The 17389-nt window shown below is 70.9% G+C and carries 13 protein-coding genes; 7 read left to right on the forward strand and 6 right to left on the reverse strand.

Features of this window, described 5'->3' with window-relative positions; all coding sequences use genetic code 11:
* Positions 1 to 124: 124 nt before the first annotated feature.
* Genes ACKTSN_RS21175 through ssd form a run of 4 tightly spaced genes read right to left on the reverse strand, consistent with a single transcriptional unit; the run spans position 125 to position 4173 of the window.
* Positions 125 to 910 carry a type II secretion system F family protein gene (locus ACKTSN_RS21175; protein WP_409470549.1) on the reverse strand — a complete coding sequence of 262 codons (786 nt, stop codon included), beginning with the start codon at positions 908 to 910 and terminating at the stop codon, positions 125 to 127.
* Positions 907 to 1767: a type II secretion system F family protein gene (locus ACKTSN_RS21180; RefSeq protein ID WP_409474885.1), complete on the reverse strand. Its 861-nt coding sequence runs from the start codon at positions 1765 to 1767 to the stop codon at positions 907 to 909. The genes ACKTSN_RS21175 and ACKTSN_RS21180 overlap by 4 nt, the downstream gene beginning before the upstream one ends.
* Positions 1760 to 3076 carry a TadA family conjugal transfer-associated ATPase gene (locus tag ACKTSN_RS21185; RefSeq protein WP_409470550.1) on the reverse strand — a complete coding sequence of 439 codons (1317 nt, stop codon included), beginning with the start codon at positions 3074 to 3076 and terminating at the stop codon, positions 1760 to 1762. The genes ACKTSN_RS21180 and ACKTSN_RS21185 overlap by 8 nt, the downstream gene beginning before the upstream one ends.
* On the reverse strand, positions 3073 to 4173 hold the full coding sequence (ssd, locus tag ACKTSN_RS21190) for a septum site-determining protein Ssd (protein ID WP_409470551.1): 1101 nt from the start codon (positions 4171 to 4173) through the stop codon (positions 3073 to 3075). The genes ACKTSN_RS21185 and ssd overlap by 4 nt, the downstream gene beginning before the upstream one ends.
* 580 nt (positions 4174 to 4753) lie before the next feature.
* Here ssd and ACKTSN_RS21195 point away from each other — a divergent pair.
* Entirely contained in the window at positions 4754 to 5587 is an 834-nt protein-coding gene (locus ACKTSN_RS21195; protein WP_409470552.1) for an HAD family hydrolase, read from the forward strand.
* 355 nt (positions 5588 to 5942) lie between these two features.
* On the opposite strand, the gene ACKTSN_RS21200 is transcribed toward ACKTSN_RS21195, so the two are convergent.
* Positions 5943 to 6767 carry an oxidoreductase gene (locus ACKTSN_RS21200; protein ID WP_409470553.1) on the reverse strand — a complete coding sequence of 275 codons (825 nt, stop codon included), beginning with the start codon at positions 6765 to 6767 and terminating at the stop codon, positions 5943 to 5945.
* A gap of 101 nt (positions 6768 to 6868) precedes the next feature.
* On the opposite strand from ACKTSN_RS21200, the gene ACKTSN_RS21205 reads away from it, so the two are divergent.
* The gene (locus tag ACKTSN_RS21205; protein ID WP_409470554.1) at positions 6869 to 7849 is read left to right on the forward strand and encodes an ATP-binding protein; all 981 of its coding nucleotides are present in this window, start codon (positions 6869 to 6871) and stop codon (positions 7847 to 7849) included.
* 6 nt (positions 7850 to 7855) lie between these two features.
* Here the strand turns inward: ACKTSN_RS21205 and ACKTSN_RS21210 are convergent, their stop codons facing one another.
* Positions 7856 to 9118, reverse strand: coding sequence for a polysaccharide deacetylase family protein (locus ACKTSN_RS21210; protein ID WP_409470555.1), 1263 nt, complete (start codon positions 9116 to 9118; stop codon positions 7856 to 7858).
* Between the two features lie 295 nt (positions 9119 to 9413).
* On the opposite strand from ACKTSN_RS21210, the gene ACKTSN_RS21215 reads away from it, so the two are divergent.
* From ACKTSN_RS21215 to ACKTSN_RS21235, 5 genes are all read left to right on the forward strand, one after another.
* Complete coding sequence (locus ACKTSN_RS21215; protein ID WP_409470556.1) at positions 9414 to 11927, forward strand: bifunctional SulP family inorganic anion transporter/carbonic anhydrase; 2514 nt, start codon at positions 9414 to 9416, stop codon at positions 11925 to 11927.
* A gap of 237 nt (positions 11928 to 12164) precedes the next feature.
* A complete protein-coding gene (gene acs, locus ACKTSN_RS21220; RefSeq protein ID WP_409470557.1) occupies positions 12165 to 14120 on the forward strand; it encodes an acetate--CoA ligase in 1956 nt (651 codons plus the stop codon).
* A 221-nt stretch (positions 14121 to 14341) separates the two neighbouring features.
* Positions 14342 to 15772, forward strand: a complete 1431-nt coding sequence (gene nhaA / locus ACKTSN_RS21225; protein ID WP_409470558.1) for a Na+/H+ antiporter NhaA — start codon at positions 14342 to 14344, stop codon at positions 15770 to 15772.
* A gap of 78 nt (positions 15773 to 15850) precedes the next feature.
* Complete coding sequence (locus ACKTSN_RS21230) at positions 15851 to 16357, forward strand: phage holin family protein (protein ID WP_409470559.1); 507 nt, start codon at positions 15851 to 15853, stop codon at positions 16355 to 16357.
* Positions 16354 to 17292 (forward strand): alpha/beta fold hydrolase, encoded by a 939-nt coding sequence (locus ACKTSN_RS21235; protein WP_409470560.1) that lies wholly within the window; start codon positions 16354 to 16356, stop codon positions 17290 to 17292. The genes ACKTSN_RS21230 and ACKTSN_RS21235 overlap by 4 nt, the downstream gene beginning before the upstream one ends.
* The last annotated feature ends 97 nt before the right edge of the window (positions 17293 to 17389 follow it).

The following is a 17389-nucleotide window of genomic DNA, read 5'->3' on the forward strand; positions in this document are numbered from 1 at the left end:
CAACCCCCGTGAAGTTCCTTGTCGTTGATCGCTTGCCGATCGTTGGTTGATCATTGGTTGAGCGCTCAGCGCTCACTGCTGTGGTCAATTGCTGTCCGCCGTACGTCCACACCCGCGCCGCCCCTCAACCACCACCCCCTCCCAGCACCCCGCCCGCCAGCCCGATCACCACGGGCAGCACGCCGACCGCGATGAACGAGGGCAGGAAGCACAACCCGACGGGCGCGGTGACCATGACGGCCGCCCGCCGGGCCCGAGCCGTCGCGGTGCGGGACCATTCGGCGCGGGCGTCCGCGGCGATCTTCGCGACGGGTCCGGCCGCGGGGAGCCCGGAGACGCCGGCCCGTTCCAGCAGCCGTGCCAAGGCGGCGGCGCCCGGTGTCGCAGCCAACCTCCGCCAGGCTTCGGCCGGCTCGCCGCCGAGCCGTACCTCCGCCGCACCCCGGGCGAGCGCCTCCCCGACCGGGCCGCCCAGGGCCTCGCCGACGGCCTGTGCGGCAATCGCCGGACCGGCGCCGGCCGCGATGCAGGCCGCCAACAGATCGGCGGCGAGCGGAAGTTGCCGGGCGGCCGTATGGGCGTCGGACTCCTCACCCCGGTCCGGCACGGCTCGCCGGTGACGCCACCGCCACAACCCGACCGCACCGACGAGTCCCACGAGGACACCCGCGCCCCCACCGACCAGGACCCATCCGGCGCCCACCACACCGACCGTCGGCCACCACCGCCGTACCACGCCCGCCACCTCGAATCGCGGGCCGGCGACCGTGGTGTCCAGGGCCAGCAGTCCGGCCAGCCGCCGCCGTACCCGGCGTTCCCGCCGCGCGACCTCCATCCGCCGCAGCAACCACGCCAGGACCAGCGCAACCCCCAGGGCCGCCCCCAGCCTGTGGACAACGTCCGCGCTCATGTCGACTCGGCTCCCTTCACGATCCGCAGCGCCCACCACAACCCCACGCCCTCCAGCACTCCGCCGATCAGCAGGCAGCCCAGCCCGGCGCCGGTGTGCAACAGGACGTGCAGCGGGTCCGCGCCCAAGGCGGCGCCGAGGAGCAGGCCGAGGGCGGGCAGCGCGGCGAGCATCACCGCCGTGGAGCGGGAGCCGGCCAACTGGGCGCGCAGCTCGGCACATTGGTCCCGTTCGGCACGCAGCGCCGCTTCGAGCCGGTCGAGCCCGGCCGCGAGTCCCGCGCCCCGGTCCACGGCCACCCGCCAGCACGCCGCGAGGCCCAGCAGCCCGTCGGCCCCCGGCTGCCCTGCCGCGGCCGCCAGCGCCCCCGGCACGTCCCCGCCGAACCGCGCCGCCGCCAGCACGGCCGCCTGCGCGTCTCCGAGCCCTCCGGAGTCACGCGCGGCCCTCAGCAACGCCTGTCCCGGCTGCCGTCCGGCCCGCACCTCGCCGGCGAGCGTCCCGCACAGCACAATCACCTCGTCCGCCCGGCGCTCCCGTGTCCGTCGCGCCTCCCCGGCCAGCCGTACCCGGCGCAGCAGTGGCACTCCGGCCGCCCCCGCGACGACCGGCAGCACCGACGACCCCAGCACCGCGAGCACCGCGCCGGCGACCACCGCCCACCACTCGGCCTGCAGCCGCCCCCGCACCCGCCGCAGCTCGCCGGCCAGCCGCCGCCACCCGGGGGATCCACTGCCCACCACCCCGCCGCCGGCAAGCAGCAGTCGCGCCCGCCGCGCTCCGGAATACCGGCCACCCATCAGCCACACCGCCGCCCCGGCACACACGACGGCCGCACTCAACGCCGTCTCACCCATACCGCTCACCGCCCCTCTCGTTCCTGCTGCGAAACAGCTCCCACTCGTCCCCGCCGGAAAGCAGCTCCGCCTCGCCCGCCCCGCCGGAGAGCAGCCCTGCCTCACCTGCCCTGCCGAAAGGCACCCCCGTCTCACCCATCTCGCCGGGGGGCAACCCCGCCCCGCCGAGCAATGCCCACAACCGCTCCCAGCCCCGCTCGCGGACAAACGCCTCCGCGCCCCACCGCAGCGCCGGTACCGGCCTGACCAACCCCGAAGGGTCCCGCTCCAGCACATGGACCTCGGCGATCCGCCGCCGCCCGGTCCTGTCGCGGACGAGGTGCAGTACGACCGACAGGGCAGCCGCCAACTGGCTGTGCAGCGCGGCCCGGTCGAGCCCGGCCGCCGTGCCGAGCGCTTCCAGGCGAGCCGGTACGTCGGCAGCCGCGTTGGCGTGGACGGTCCCGCAGCCGCCCTCGTGGCCGGTGTTCAAGGCGGCCAGCAGATGCACCACTTCGGGTCCGCGCACCTCTCCCACGACCAGCCGGTCCGGCCGCATCCGCAACGCCTGCCGCACCAGGTCCTGGAGCGTGACGAGCCCGGCGCCCTCCTGGTTGGCGGGTCTGCTCTCCAGGCGTACGACATGCGGGTGGTCCGGCCGCAACTCGGCCGAGTCCTCGGCGAGCACGATCCGCTCACCCGGCCCGACCAGCCCCAGCAGCGCGCTCAGCAGCGTCGTCTTGCCACTGCCTGTACCGCCGCTGATCAGGAAGGACAGCCGCGCCCAGAGCAGTGCCCGCAGCACGCGGTCCCCGCCCGGCGGTACCGTGCCCGCCGCCACGAGCTCGTCGAGCGTGAACGCGCGCGGGCGCACGACGCGCAGGGACAGGCACGTACAGCCCACGGCGACCGGCGGCAGAACCGCATGCAGTCGTGTGCCATCCGGCAGCCGGGCGTCGGCCCACGGCCTGGCGTCGTCCAGGCGCCGCCCGGCCACCGCGGCCAGGCGTTGCGCGAGCCGTCGTACCGCCGCCGCATCCGGGAAGGAGACGGACGTCAGCTCCAGGCCACCACCCCGGTCCACCCAGACCCGGTCGGGAGCGGACACCAGTACGTCGGTCACGGACGGATCGGCGAGCAGCGGCTCCAACGGCCCGCTGCCGACCAGTTCGCACCGCAACTGCTCGGCGGCCCCCAGAACTTCGGCGTCTCCGAGCACCCGCCCCTGCTCGCGCAGCGCCTGCGCCACGCGCGCGGGGGTGGGTTCGGCGCCGCTCTCGGCCAGCCACTGCCGCACACCGTCCAGCAGTGGCTCGGTGACGGTGTTCATGCGGCACCCGCCTCGACCAGCGCCCGCTCCCAGAACCCCGTGCAGAAGCGCGCCAGCGGACCGCGGGCCGCGCCGGGCGGCGCCTTGCCCTCGTGGGGGCGCAGCAGCCCCGTCTCGACGGGCACCTCGCCGGCCAGCGGCAGTCCAAGCAGCCGGGCCACCTCGCGGTCGTCCAGCCCGGGCGCGTACGGCCCCCGTACCGCCACCCGCAGGTCCCGCAGCACCATGCCGGCCGCGGACGCCACCCGCCCGGCCGCCGCGACCGCGCGCAGCTCGGCCGGGACCACGAGGAGCCCGATGTCGACCTGGGCGAGGGCCTCGGCGACCGAGTCGTCGATGCGGCGCGGCAGATCGACCACGACGGTGCCGCCCCGGCGCCGGGCCGCGGCGAGCACCGCCCGTACGGCCTGCGGCGGGATGGCGACGCAGTCGCCGCGGTCCCAGCTCAGTACCCGCAGCGAGTGCAGTCGGGGCAGTGACTCCTCCAGGGCGCCACTGCCCACCCGCCCGCGCGAGGCGGCGAAGGCGGGCCAGCGCAGTCCCTCGGCGGTCTCGCCGCCGAGGAGTACGTCGAGTCCGCCGCCGAGCGGATCGGCGTCCACCAGGAGGGTGCGCAGTCCCTCGCGCGCGGAGGTGACGGCGAGTGCGCAGGCCAACGTGGACGCTCCGGCGCCGCCGCGGCCGCCGATGACGCCGACGGTGAGCGCGGGCCGGCCGACGCCCTCGGCGACGTCGGCGATGCGGTCGACCAGCCACTGCTCGCCGTCGGGCAGCATCAGGACGTGGTCGGCACCGATCCGGACGGCCCGCTTCCACACACCGGGGTCGTCCTGGTCACGGCCGACCAGCACCACTCCGTGTCTGCGCGCGGCCCCTCGCACCCGCCGCGCGGCGTCGTCCCCCACGAGAACGAGTGGCGCGGCCTCCCAGCCGCCGCCCCGCTCCGGCACACAGTGGTGGACCTCGGGTGTGGCTCCGGCCGCCGCGCACAGGCGCAGCAGGTCGTCGAGGAGTTCGGCGTCCTCGGTGATGATCAGCGGCCGGCTCTGCCGCCCTCCGGCGGCCGACGGCGGATCGTGTGTGAAGGTTCCGGTCACGGTTTCCTCCCCCTTCGCTGCTTGTCTGCTTCGTTCGCGCAGCCCCCGCGATTCCCGAACGTGTGAAGAACCGGCCGGCGGCCTCCATATGAACAGCCGACAGAAACTGGCCATACGCGTCCGGCAAACGGAACCGGTCAGGAACTCGCCGCGAGCGGCTGCGCAGGAATCACGGTGCAGCGATCCCGGAAATCGTGTGGATCTTGGTCGATAACTGTGGACAACTCGATGGTTGTGAATATCGCCGTCACCCATACCGGTGAGCCCTGCGCCATCTCCTGTGCGACTTCCGGAGAGCAGTCCGATGACTACCGACAGTGACGGATCATGGGCATGCAAAAAAGGCGGCCGCAGCCGCCTCGAGGCCGCACCGCGGCCACAGGGAGAACGAGAAAACCCACCCGGACATGCGACGACCCCCGCCGGGGGGGAGAGCGGGGGTCGTCCCCACGGCCGACTCGGGGGGGAGGAGTCGGACCGGGTTAGCACGGTCGCGAACGATCCGTGACTTCCATGGTGTACCCGAGAGCCCTCTCAGGCAAACCCACGCGCCCCAGCTTACGCCGAATGGGCTGCCCCTATGCTCTGGGTCGTGGAAAACCACTCCTTGCCCCGCACGGCGGCCTTCTTTGATCTGGACAAGACGGTCATTGCGAAGTCGAGCACGCTCACCTTCAGCAAGTCGTTCTACCAAGGCGGACTGATCAACCGCCGGGGTGTCCTGCGATCCGCATATGCCCAGTTCGTGTTCCTCGCGGGCGGCGCCGACCATGACCAGATCGAGCGTATGCGCGCATACCTGTCCGCGCTGTGCCGCGGCTGGAACGTCCAGCAGGTCAGGGAGATCGTCGCCGAGACGCTGCACGACATCATCGACCCGATCATCTACGACGAGGCCGCCTCCCTCATCGAGGAGCACCACACCGCCGGACGCGATGTGGTGATCGTGTCCACGTCGGGTTCCGAGGTGGTCGAGCCGATCGGCGAACTGCTCGGCGCCGACCGCGTGGTCGCCACGCGCATGGTCGTGGGCGACGACGGGTGCTACACGGGCGAGATCGAGTACTACGCCTACGGCCCGACGAAGGCGGAGGCCGTCAGGGAGCTGGCCGCGTCCGAGGGGTACGACCTGTCGCGCTGCTACGCCTACAGCGATTCGGCGACCGACCTGCCGATGCTGGAGTCCGTCGGCCGTCCGCATGCCGTGAATCCGGACCGCACACTACGCCGTGAGGCACTCGCGCGCGGGTGGCCGATTCTCGACTTCCACCGCCCGGTCCGGCTCAAGCAGCGGCTGCCCGCCCTCTCCGTACCGCCGCGTCCGGCGCTCGTCGCGGCCGCCGCAATAGGGGCCGCGGCAGCCACCGCCGGCCTTGTCTGGTACACGAACCGGCGCCGGGCGGCGGCCGTCTGACCTGACCACACCCACGTCGGGAAAACCGGCGCCCGTTTAATACGCCTTTAGGGCTAAAAGTAAAGAAGCGCAGCCACCACTTCCACTCACTCGGGACCTGGAGTACAAAGGACTTAACGGCCCGCGAGACCAAGGCCATCCGAAGGGATCAACCTAAATTCGCACACTGGCCCCACGGACCGAGCATGAACACCGGGCACCCACGCGACGTCGACCCGTCGATTACGGGCCAGCTGCACCAGGTGACGGGCAAAGTTCCCGACCTGATGGGCGACATATCGAGGACGCTTGGTAACCCGGTGCTCATGCCAGCGGCGGTACGAGAACTCGTACCGCCGCAACCCTTTTCGGACGATTACGCCGCCCCGCGCTGGAGTGCCTCGCACACCGCCGTCGACTCGCGCACGCCCAGCTCGACCGCCCTGCCACAGTGGGCGATCCACGCCGCCATGCCCTCCGCAGTGCCGGAGAGGTAGCCGTCGAACGCCTCCCGATAGGCCGTGCGGCCCAGCTCGGCGTGCCCCACCTCGGCCGGACAGACGGACTTCGGGTCGAGGCCGCTGCCCACCAGGACGATCCGCTCGGCCGCGCGCGCGACCAGGCCGTTGTGCGAGACGAAGGGGCGCAGCGCGAGCAGCTCACCGTGCACGACGGCCGCCGTGACCAGCGCGGGAGCCGAACTGCCCGCGATGATCAGCTCGGCCAGGCCTTCCAGGCGCCCGGACACCTCGGCCGCATCCGGCAGCGGCTGCTCGATCAGCGGCTCGTCGACGGGCTCGCCCGGCCGGCGGGGCCGCCCCACCTGCTCGGCCTTGTCCGCGGCGGCCACCAGGTGCAGCCGGGCCAGCACACGCAGGGGCGACTGCCGCCAGATGGACAGCAGTTGACCGGCCTCGGCTGTCAATCGGAGCGCCGCACCCACGACCCGCGCCTCGTCGTCCCCGCTGAAGTCGGTGCGCCGACGCACCTCCTCCAGAGCCCAGTCCGCGCCGGACAGCGCCGCGGAACCGCGGGCGCCACGCAGCGCCGCCTCGGAGGTGATCTCGTTGCTCCGCCGGCGCATGATCCGGTGCCCGTAGACCCGGTCCACGGCCTTGCGCACGGACTCCACCGACTCGGCCACACCGGGCAGCGCGCCCAGGGCCGCGAACGGATCGGCGGTCCCACCTGTCGTACTCATGAGTACGACCCTAGCCACCCCGGGCGCACACCCCACGATGGAGTGGTCTTCTTCACCTGCACCCGCCACGCACCGCCAGCATGGCACTACCCTTGGTGAACATGAAAATTGCTTTCGTCGGGAAGGGCGGCAGCGGCAAGACCACCCTGTCCTCCCTGTTCATCCGCCATCTGGCGGCCTCGGGCGCCCCGGTCATCGCGATCGACGCCGACATCAACCAGCACCTCGGGGCCGCGCTCGGCCTCGAGGAGGCGGAGGCCGCCCGACTGCCCGCGATGGGCGACCGGCTCACCCTGATCAAGGACTGCCTGCGCGGTTCCAATCCGCGCATCGGCTCGGCCGATTCGATGATCAAGACCACGCCGCCGGGCGAGGGCTCGCGGCTGCTCCGGGTGCGCGAGGACAATCCGGTCTACGACGCCTGCGCCCGGCCGGTGGAACTCGACGGCGGGGCCGTCCGTTTGATGGTCACCGGCCCCTTCACGGACGCCGACCTGGGGGTCGCCTGTTACCACTCCAAGACCGGAGCGGTGGAGCTGTGCCTGAACCACCTGGTGGACGGCCGCGACGAGTACGTCGTGGTCGACATGACCGCAGGCTCGGACTCCTTCGCCTCCGGCCTGTTCACCCGCTTCGACATCACGTTCCTCGTCGCCGAGCCGACCCGGAAGGGGGTCTCCGTCTATCGCCAGTACAAGGAGTACGGCCGCGACTTCGGCGTTGCGCTGAAGGTCGTCGGCAACAAGGTTCAGGGCCAGGACGACCTCGACTTCCTCCGCGCCGAAGTCGGGGACGACCTGCTCGAGACCGTCGGGCACTCGGACTGGGTGCGCGCCATGGAGAAGGGCCGGCCGCCCCGGTTCGAGCACCTGGAGGACGTCAACCAGCACGCCCTGCGCACGTTGCGTACGGCCGCCGACGCGACGTACGAACTGCGCGACTGGGAGCGCTACACCCACCAGATGGTGCACTTCCACCTGAAGAACGCCCAGTCCTGGGGCAATGAGCGCCTCGGGGTCGACCTGGCGGCGCAGATCGACCCCGGGTTCGTACTCAGTGAGAGTGTCGCCACCCCCGCGTGACGACTCCTACTGCCTGTCCGCCGGCGCCCCGGGGACTCCCTTCGGGGCCGGGGCGGGGCGCACGGACAGGAAGGACGCCCAGCCGTGCTTCGGGGCCTGACCGACCTTCAGCGTGCGCAGTTTCGCGAGGGTCTTCGGGTCCTGGGCGTCCAGCCAGTCCGCGAGCTGCCGGAAGGAGACACAGCGCACCTCGGGTTTGGTACACACCTGCTCGATGACCTCCTCGACGGCGCGCATGTAGACGCCACCGTTCCAGGACTCGAAGTGGTTGCCGATGATCAGCGGTGCGCGGTTGCCGTTGTATGCCCGCTGGAAGCCCTGGAGCAGGCCGTCGCGCATCTGGTCGCCCCAGAACTCGTACTTGTCGGGGTCGCCCTGGGTGGTGGTGCCCGACTGGTTGACCATGAAGTTGTAGTCCATGGTCAGCTGTTCGTAGGTGTGCCCGGGGAATGGCACGAGCTGCATCGACAGGTCCCACAGGCCCTCCTTCTTGCCGGGCCAGACCTGGCTGTTGACGCCGCTGGTGTCGTAGCGAAAGCCCAGCTCGCGGGCGGCCTTCATGAAGTTCTTCTGGCCCTCCAGACAGGGAGTGCGCGCTCCGATCAGCTCCTTGTCGTAGTCGAAGGGCAGCGGGGAGGCGTCCTCCATGCCGGCGTTGGTCTTCCAGGACTTCACGAACTTCTTCGCCTGGGCGATCTCCTCCTTCCACTCCTCCACCGACCACTCACCGACGCCACCGTTGCCGCAGAAGTGACCGTTGAAGTGGGTACCGATCTCATTGCCCTCCAACCACGCCAGCCGCAGTTGCTTCACGGTGTCGGCGATGCCCTCGCGGTCGTTGAAGCCGATGTCGGAGCGGCCGGGCGAGTGCTGCGGTGGGCGGTAGAGGTCCTTCTTGTCCTCGGGCAGCAGGTACACGCCGCTGAGGAAGTACGTCATCGTGGCGTTGTTCTCCCTGGCGACCCTGCGGAAGTGGGAGAACAGGTGCTGGCTGTCCTCGCCGGCGCCGTCCCAGGAGAACACCACGAACTGCGGGGGTTTCGCACCGGGCTTCAGCCGCTCGGGCCGGGGCAGATGCGGCTGCGCCCCGGTGAACGCGGTGGAGCCGTCACCGATCAGGCGGACCGGGCTCCTGGGTACCCCGGCGCCCTGCTGCGGGCCGGGGGCCCCCTCCTCCGAACTGTCGGAGCCGGTCGTGCAACCGGCGAGCGATGCGGCACAGGCCGCGGCGACCACGGCGACCGCGGCGATCCTCTGGGTGGCGGCCATGTTCCGCCCACCTTCCTTCTCCAGTCGATGAGTTGGCAGCGCGGCCAAGGTCGCATGAGAAGGAGAAGGAATTAGTAAGACAAGCCGATCAAAAGCTCATTTCACCCACTGAGGCGATGCTCTAACCCATTTGCCGGGAAAATCCATGCCCGACCTTTACCCTGCATTACGATTCATTTACTGAGAGTTGTCACATCCCGCCGCTGCACGCCGTGACCCACGGCCGCGACCCAACCCCGCCGCCGGGCGGGACCACCTGTTCCGCGACCGCGCTGCCCCGGAGGAGACGGGAAACATGTCAGCCTGCGTCCCCACTCGTGCCACCGACCCCTACGGCCCCGAACGCACCCGCCCACCGCACAGCCCGCCACCGCCCCGGCACCGCCGCTTCCCCGTCGCCGGCGCCGACGTGTCGGCCTCCATCGCCGTCTTCCTGATCGCCCTGCCGCTGTCCCTCGGCATCGCCCTCGCCACCGGCGCGCCCCTGCAGGCCGGCCTCGTCGCCGCCGCCGTGGGCGGACTCGTCGTCGGCCGGCTCGGCGGCGCCCCGCTCCAGGTGAGCGGCCCCGCAGCCGGCCTGACGGTGGTCACCGCCGACCTCATCCAGCGCTACGGCTGGCGTACGACGTGCGCCATCACCATCCTCGCCGGCCTCACCCAACTCGGCCTGGGCTTCCTGGGCGTGGCGCGCACCGCGCTCGCCGTCAGCCCCGCCATCGTGCACGGCATGCTCGCAGGTATCGGCGTCACCATCGCCGTGGCCCAGCTGCACATCGTCCTCGGCGGCGCCCCCCACAGCTCCGTCGTCGACAACGTGCGCGAACTGCCCGCCCAGCTGGCCGACCTGCATCCGACTGCTCTGTCCATGAGCGTCCTGACCCTGGCCGTCCTGCTCGTCTGGCCGCGGATCCCCGGGCAGGTGGGGCGAGTCGTACGGCTGGTCCCGGCGGCGCTCGCCGCGGTGGCGGCGGCCACCGCTGTGGCCGCACTCGGCGGGCTGCGACTGCCCCGGGTCGACCTGCCGTCGTGGAGCAGCCACGCCCTGGCCGGGCTGCCGGAAGGACCCGTGGCGGGACTCATCGCCGCCGTACTGACCATCACGCTGGTCGGTGGCGTCGAGTCGCTGCTGTCCGCGGTAGCCGTGGACAGGCTGGCCGCCTCCCGTCCCGGGGGGCCGCCCGTGCCGCGCGCCGACCTCGACCGCGAGCTGCGCGGACAGGGCGCCGCGAACATGGTCTCGGGAGCGCTCGGCGGACTGCCCGTCACCGGTGTCGCGGTGCGCAGCGCGGCGAATGTGCGAGCCGGTGCCGTCAGCCGGAACTCCACGATGCTGCACGGCGTTCTCGTAGTAGTCGCCGCGCTGCTGATGGTCCCGATCCTGGAGCTCATCCCGCTCGCCTCGCTCGCCGCCCTGGTGATGGCCGTCGGCATCCAGATGGTGTCCCTGCACCACATCCGCACGGTGACCCGCCATCGAGAGGTGCTGGTGTACGCCGTCACCACCGCCGGCGTGGTGCTCCTGGGAGTCCTGGAGGGCGTGGCACTGGGGATCGCCATGGCCGTCGGCGTCGCCCTGCACCGCCTGACCCGCACACGTATCACGCACTACGAGACGGAAGGAGTCCATCACGTACATGTACGAGGGCAGTTGACGTTCCTCGCGGTGCCAAGGCTCAGCCGGGCCCTGCACCTCGTGCCCCACGGGGCGGACGTGGTCGTCGAGTTGGACGGCTCGTTCATGGACCACGCGGCGTACGAGACCCTGCACGACTGGCAGAAGACGCACACCGCGCGGGGCGGTTCCGTCGAACTGACGGGCCGCAGTGCCGGGGTCCGGATCGCCGAGCGCACCGGCGCCTCCGGCCGCCACGGAGGTTCCTGGGTCCCCGAGCCGGCCGACTCGGGCGGCTGCCGATGCCGTCCCTGGACGCCCTGGCGCAACCACCAGTGCGAGCGGGACCGCCCGCAGTCCGCGCAGCCGGCCGGTGAGCACCCGGGCGGAACGGACGGCCCCGAGACCGTCGGGGATGGTTCGGGCACGTGCGGTGAGGGCATCCACGTCAGCGTCATGCCCGACCGGGAGGGACTGCCCGGGCCGGGTGACGCCGGCGGTCACGAGCCGAGCAGTCACCAACTGGTGCGCGGAATCAGCGCGTTCCAGCGCAACACCGCTCCCCTGGTGCGGGCCGAGCTGGCCCGACTGGCCCGGGAGGGGCAACGGCCGTCCCAGCTCTTCCTCACCTGCGCCGACTCACGCCTGGTCACCTCGATGATCACCTCCAGTGGTCCCGGGGACCTGTTCGTGGTGCGCAATGTGGGCAACCTCGTGCCGCTGCCCGGCGAGGAGAGCGGGGACGACTCGGTGGCGGCGGCAATCGAGTACGCGGTGGACGTGCTGAAGGTGCGGTCCATCACGGTGTGCGGGCACTCCGGGTGCGGGGCCATGCAGGCGCTGCTGAACTCCGAGCCGGACGGCGCGCGGACGCCCCTCAGGCGGTGGCTGCGGCACGGGCTGCCCAGCCTCGAGCGCATGGCCGACACCGGGCGGCCCTGGGCCCGGCTGGCCGGGCGCGCGCCCGCCGACGCGGTCGAGCAGCTCTGCCTGACCAACGTCGTGCAGCAACTGGAGCACCTGCGCGCCCACGAGTCGGTGTCCCGCGCGCTGCGCGAGGGCGCGCTGGAGCTGCACGGGATGTACTTCCACGTGGGGGAGGCGCAGGCATATCTGCTCGTCGATGCGGAGGAGGCGGAGGAGGCGGAGGAGGAGAAGGTGTTCGACACCGTGCGGCCGGTGGACCTGTCCGCATGACGCGTGGCCCGGTGCGGTCCGCAGGTGTGAGGGGCGTTACAGGACTGAACCAGGGCCGCGCGCGGTCCGTGGGAAGGGATGACCGGCGTCGGAAGCGGTTCGAGGCGACCCGGTCACCCCACGGGCGCGACCCCCGACAGGTCTAAACCAATATTCAGTCGACCCTTGTCATCGGACCACCAGGTCTGATGAGCTGTGGCCCGGGACACAACGGACACCCTTCGAGAGGGAGATGTCGTGAGCAACGAGAGCCTGGCCAACCTGCTTCGTGAGGAGCGTAGGTTCGCACCCCCCGCCGACCTGGCCGCCGACGCCAACGTCACGGCGGAGGCGTATGAACGGGCCAAGGCTGACAGGCTCGGCTTCTGGGCCGAGCAGGCCCGTCGGCTGACCTGGGCCAAGGAGCCGAGCGAGACACTGGACTGGTCGAACCCGCCGTTCGCCAAGTGGTTCAAGGACGGCGAGCTCAACGTCGCGTACAACTGCGTCGACCGGCATGTCGAGGCCGGGCAGGGCGACCGCGTCGCCATCCACTTCGAGGGCGAGCCCGGCGACAGTCGCGCCATCACCTACGCCGAACTCAAGGACGAGGTCTCCAAGGCCGCCAACGCCCTGCTGGAGCTGGGGGTCCGCAAGGGCGACCGGGTCGCGGTCTATATGCCGATGATCCCCGAGACCGCGATCGCGATGCTGGCCTGCGCCCGGATCGGCGCCGCGCACTCCGTGGTCTTCGGCGGCTTCTCGGCCGACGCGCTCGCCACCCGCATCCAGGACGCCGACGCGAAGGTCGTCATCACCTCCGACGGCGGCTACCGGCGGGGCAAGCCGTCCGCGCTCAAGCCGGCCGTCGACGACGCGATCGCCCGCGTGGACAACGTCGAGCATGTGCTCGTGGTGCGCCGCACCGGTCAGGAGGTCGCCTGGAACGACGAGCGAGACGTGTGGTGGCATGAACTCGTCGAACGGCAGTCCGCCGAGCACATCCCGGAGGCGTTCGAGGCCGAGCACCCGCTGTTCATCCTCTACACATCCGGTACGACGGGTAAGCCGAAGGGCATCCTGCACACCTCCGGCGGCTACCTCACCCAGGTGGCGTACACCCACCACGCCGTCTTCGACCTCAAGCCGGAGACCGACGTCTACTGGTGCACCGCCGACGTCGGCTGGGTGACCGGGCACTCGTACATCGTGTACGGGCCGCTCGCCAACGGTGCGACGCAGGTGATGTACGAGGGCACACCGGACACCCCGCACCAGGGCCGGTTCTGGGAGATCGTGCAGAAGTACGGGGTGACGATCCTGTACACGGCGCCGACCGCGATCCGTACGTTCATGAAGTGGGGCGACGACATCCCCGCGAAGTTCGACCTGTCCTCCCTGCGTGTCCTCGGCTCCGTCGGTGAGCCGATCAACCCCGAGGCGTGGATCTGGTACCGCAAGCACATCGGCTCCGACCGCACGCCGATCGTGGACACCTGGTGGCAGACCGAGACCGGCGCGATGATGATCTCGCCGCTGCCGGGGGTCACCGAGACCAAGCCGGGGTCCGCGCAGCGTCCGCTGCCCGGCATCTCCGCGACCGTCGTGGACGACGAGGCGAACGAGGTCCCCAACGGCGGCGGTGGCTACCTGGTCCTCACCGAGCCGTGGCCGTCCATGCTGCGCACCATCTGGGGCGACGACCAGCGGTTCCTCGACACGTACTGGTCGCGGTTCGAAGGCAAGTACTTCGCCGGTGACGGGGCGAAGAAGGACGACGACGGCGACATCTGGCTGCTGGGCCGGGTGGACGACGTGATGCTGGTGTCCGGCCACAACATCTCCACGACCGAGGTGGAGTCGGCGCTCGTGTCGCACCCGTCGGTCGCCGAGGCGGCCGTGGTCGGCGCCGCGGACGAGACGACCGGGCAGGCGATCGTCGCCTTCGTGATCCTGCGGGGTACGGCGGCGGAGACCGAGGACCTGGTGGCCGAGCTGCGCAACCACGTGGGCGCCACCCTCGGCCCGATCGCCAAGCCGAAGCGGATCCTGCCCGTGGCGGAGCTGCCGAAGACCCGCTCCGGCAAGATCATGCGCAGGCTGCTGCGGGACGTCGCGGAGAACCGCCAGCTCGGCGATGTCACCACGCTGACCGACTCCACGGTCATGGATCTCATCCAGGCGAAGCTCCCGGCTGCACCCAGCGAGGACTGAGAACGATCGAGGGCTGAGGGCGACCCGACAGGGCACCCGGCGAAAGACGCCTGACAGGCGCGCCGGGTGCCCTTTTTGCACCTAACGTGAAGTTCACCGGACCGGTCCGCCGCATCTTAGGTAAGCTAAGAAAAGCGTCAACAACGCAACAGTGATCTCAGGTGCGCCGGGAAGTCTGGTCGGCATGTGTTCCGTGCTGCCCACCGACCGGAGGTCTCGCCGTGACCGCGCCCATCACCCCTCGCAAGGTACTCGGACGCCTGTCGCTGCCCGAGCGGACCTTCGTCGTGGACGCGCTGCGCACCGAGACCGTCGGCGGTGTGCTGCTGCTCCTCGCCGCCGTCACCTCACTGCTCTGGGCGAACATACCTGCGCTGCACGACAGTTACGAGACCGTCAGCCACTTCCACCTGGGCCCCGAGGCCCTGGGCCTCGACCTCTCGATCGAGCACTGGGCCGCCGACGGCCTCCTGGCGATCTTCTTCTTCGTCGCCGGTATCGAGCTCAAGCGTGAGCTGGTCGCCGGCGATCTGCGCGATCCCAAGGCGGCCGTCCTGCCCGTGGTCGCCGCACTGTGCGGCATGGCCGTACCGGCGCTCGTCTACACGCTCACCAACGTCCTCGGCGGCGGCTCCCTCGACGGCTGGGCCGTGCCCACCGCCACGGACATCGCCTTCGCACTCGCCGTGCTCGCCGTCATCGGCACGTCCCTGCCGAGCGCACTGCGCGCCTTCCTGCTCACCCTCGCCGTCGTCGACGACCTCTTCGCGATCCTCATCATCGCGGTCTTCTTCACCGAGACGATCGACTTCGCGGCGCTCGGCGGCGCGGTCGTCGGCCTCGGCGTCTTCTGGCTGCTGCTGCGCAAGGGAGTACGCGGCTGGTACGTGTACGTCCCGCTGGGCCTGGTGATCTGGGCGCTGATGTACAACAGCGGCATCCACGCCACCATCGCCGGTGTCGCCATGGGCCTGATGCTGCGCTGCACCACCCGCAAGGGTGAGGACCGCTCCCCCGGCGAGCACATCGAGCATCTCGTGCGCCCGCTGTCCGCGGGCCTGGCCGTACCGCTGTTCGCCCTGTTCAGCGCAGGCGTCTCGCTCTCCGGCGACTCCATGAAGGAGGTGTTCACCAAGCCGGAGACCCTGGGTGTCGTCCTCGGTCTGGTCGTCGGCAAGACGATCGGCATCTTCGGCGGCACCTGGCTCACCGCCCGCTTCACCCGCGCCACCCTCAGCGACGACCTCCAATGGGCCGACGTCTTCGCCGTCGCGTCGCTCGCCGGCATCGGCTTCACCGTCTCGCTGCTCATCGGTGAACTGGCCTTCGAGGGCGACACGGTCCTGACGGACGAGGTGAAGGCTGCCGTACTGACAGGCTCCCTCATAGCGGCGCTGGTCGCCGGCACGCTACTGAAGGTGCGCAACGTCAAGTACCGCCGGCTGTGCGAGGCCGAGGAGCGCGACGACGACCTCGACGGCGTCCCGGACATCTACGAGGAGCACGACCCGGCGTACCACCTCCGCATGGCGGAGATCTACGACCGCAAGGCCGCGGAGCACCGCAGGCTCGCCGCAGTCAGGGAGACGGAGCGACGCGCGCTTGCCGAAGTCGCGGGCGGGGCAGGCGAGGAGAACGACGGTCCGGCATGATCTGACGGGACGGTACAAAAGTCGGGACCGTACGCAATCAGGCATGGACGGACCCGTACGCAGAAGAGGGAGACCGCGATGAGCGCACCCGACGGCAGCCCGGTCGGCGCCGAACGCAGCATCGGCCAGTTGTTCGCCTCGGCGACGACCGAGATGTCGGCGCTGGTGCACGACGAGATCGCACTGGCGAAGGCGCAGATCAGGCAGGACGTCAAGCGCGGAGCGACGTCCGGCGGCGCGTTCGTCGCGGCCGCCGGACTCCTCGTCTTCTCCCTGCCGATGCTGAACTTCGCCCTGGCGTACGGCATCCGGACCTGGAGCGACTGGAACCTCGCGATCTGCTTCCTGCTGTCCTTCGCGGCGAACGTCCTCATCGCCCTCGTCCTCGCCCTGATCGGCGTGGTGTTCGCGAAGAAGGCCAAGAAGGGCCGGGGCCCGCAGAAGGTCGCCGCGTCGGTGAAGGAGACGGCGGGCGTGCTGCAGAAGGCCAAGCCGCATCCGCGACCGGAGCGGCCGGAGCTTGAAGAGCTGCCCCAGGACCGCGTGCCCGAGGCCATCGAGGCTGTGGCACGCTCGTCGTCATGACGGAACCCGACACCCCTTCGGCGCAACCCGCCTCGGTCGTACGACCCGAAGGTCCCTGGCTGCACCGGGACGTCGCGGCGAACGGCGCGCGGTTCCACATCGCGGAGCTGGGCAACGGACCGCTGGTGCTGCTGCTGCACGGCTTCCCGCAGTTCTGGTGGACCTGGCGGCACCAGCTGGTGGCCCTCGCCGACGCCGGGTTCCGGGCCGTCGCCATGGACCTGAGGGGCGTCGGCGGCAGCGACCGCACGCCCCGGGGTTACGACCCGGCCAACCTCGCCCTCGACATCACGGGCGTCGTACGGTCCCTGGGCGAACCGGACGCCGCGCTCGTCGGCCATGACCTGGGTGGTTATCTGGCGTGGACGGCGGCCGTGATGCGCCCGAAGCTCGTCCGGCGCCTCGCGGTCGCGTCGATGCCGCATCCGCGGCGCTGGCGCTCGGCGATGCTCTCCGACGTCAAGCAGACGGCCTCGAGTTCCCACATCTGGGGGTTCCAGCGGCCGTGGATCCCGGAGCGGCAGCTCGTCGCGGACGACGGGGCGCTGGTGGGCCGGCTGATCCGGGACTGGTCCGGCCCGCGGCTGCCGGAGGACGGGGCCGTGGAGACGTATCGGAGGGCGATCTGCATCCCTTCGACGGCGCACTGCTCCATCGAGCCGTACCGCTGGATGGTGCGGTCCCTGGCCCGGCCCGACGGCATCCAGTTCAACCGGCGCATGAAGCGGCCTGTGCGGGTGCCGACGCTGCATCTGCACGGCTCCCTCGACCCGGTGATGCGGACCAGGAGCGCGGCCGGTTCCGGAGAGTATGTCGAAGCGCCGTACCGCTGGCGGCTGTTCGACGGTCTGGGTCACTTCCCGCACGAGGAGGACCCGGTGGCGTTCTCGTCGGAACTCGTCAACTGGCTGAAAGACCCCGAACCCGATCGGTGACCGAGCCGATGCGCCCGGTATGCGGTTCTGAACGCTTGTGCTACGAACTGCCAAATGCCTGGCGCATAGGCCAATTGGGCGCTCCGGGGGCGGTTAT

Source organism: Streptomyces flavusporus (genome assembly GCF_046267975.1).
GTDB lineage: Bacteria > Actinomycetota > Actinomycetes > Streptomycetales > Streptomycetaceae > Streptomyces > Streptomyces flavusporus.

Coding starts and splice junctions, on each gene's coding strand:
- ACKTSN_RS21185 (WP_409470550.1), bottom strand. CDS start 3,076: ATGAACACCGTCACCGAGCCACTGCTGGACGGTGTGCGGCAGTGGCTG.
- ACKTSN_RS21205 (WP_409470554.1), top strand. CDS start 6,869: ATGAAAATTGCTTTCGTCGGGAAGGGCGGCAGCGGCAAGACCACCCTG.
- ACKTSN_RS21180 (WP_409474885.1), bottom strand. CDS start 1,767: ATGGGTGAGACGGCGTTGAGTGCGGCCGTCGTGTGTGCCGGGGCGGCG.
- ACKTSN_RS21235 (WP_409470560.1), top strand. CDS start 16,354: ATGACGGAACCCGACACCCCTTCGGCGCAACCCGCCTCGGTCGTACGA.
- ACKTSN_RS21175 (WP_409470549.1), bottom strand. CDS start 910: ATGAGCGCGGACGTTGTCCACAGGCTGGGGGCGGCCCTGGGGGTTGCG.
- ACKTSN_RS21200 (WP_409470553.1), bottom strand. CDS start 6,767: ATGAGTACGACAGGTGGGACCGCCGATCCGTTCGCGGCCCTGGGCGCG.
- ACKTSN_RS21195 (WP_409470552.1), top strand. CDS start 4,754: ATGCTCTGGGTCGTGGAAAACCACTCCTTGCCCCGCACGGCGGCCTTC.
- ACKTSN_RS21210 (WP_409470555.1), bottom strand. CDS start 9,118: ATGGCCGCCACCCAGAGGATCGCCGCGGTCGCCGTGGTCGCCGCGGCC.
- ACKTSN_RS21230 (WP_409470559.1), top strand. CDS start 15,851: ATGAGCGCACCCGACGGCAGCCCGGTCGGCGCCGAACGCAGCATCGGC.
- ACKTSN_RS21215 (WP_409470556.1), top strand. CDS start 9,414: ATGTCAGCCTGCGTCCCCACTCGTGCCACCGACCCCTACGGCCCCGAA.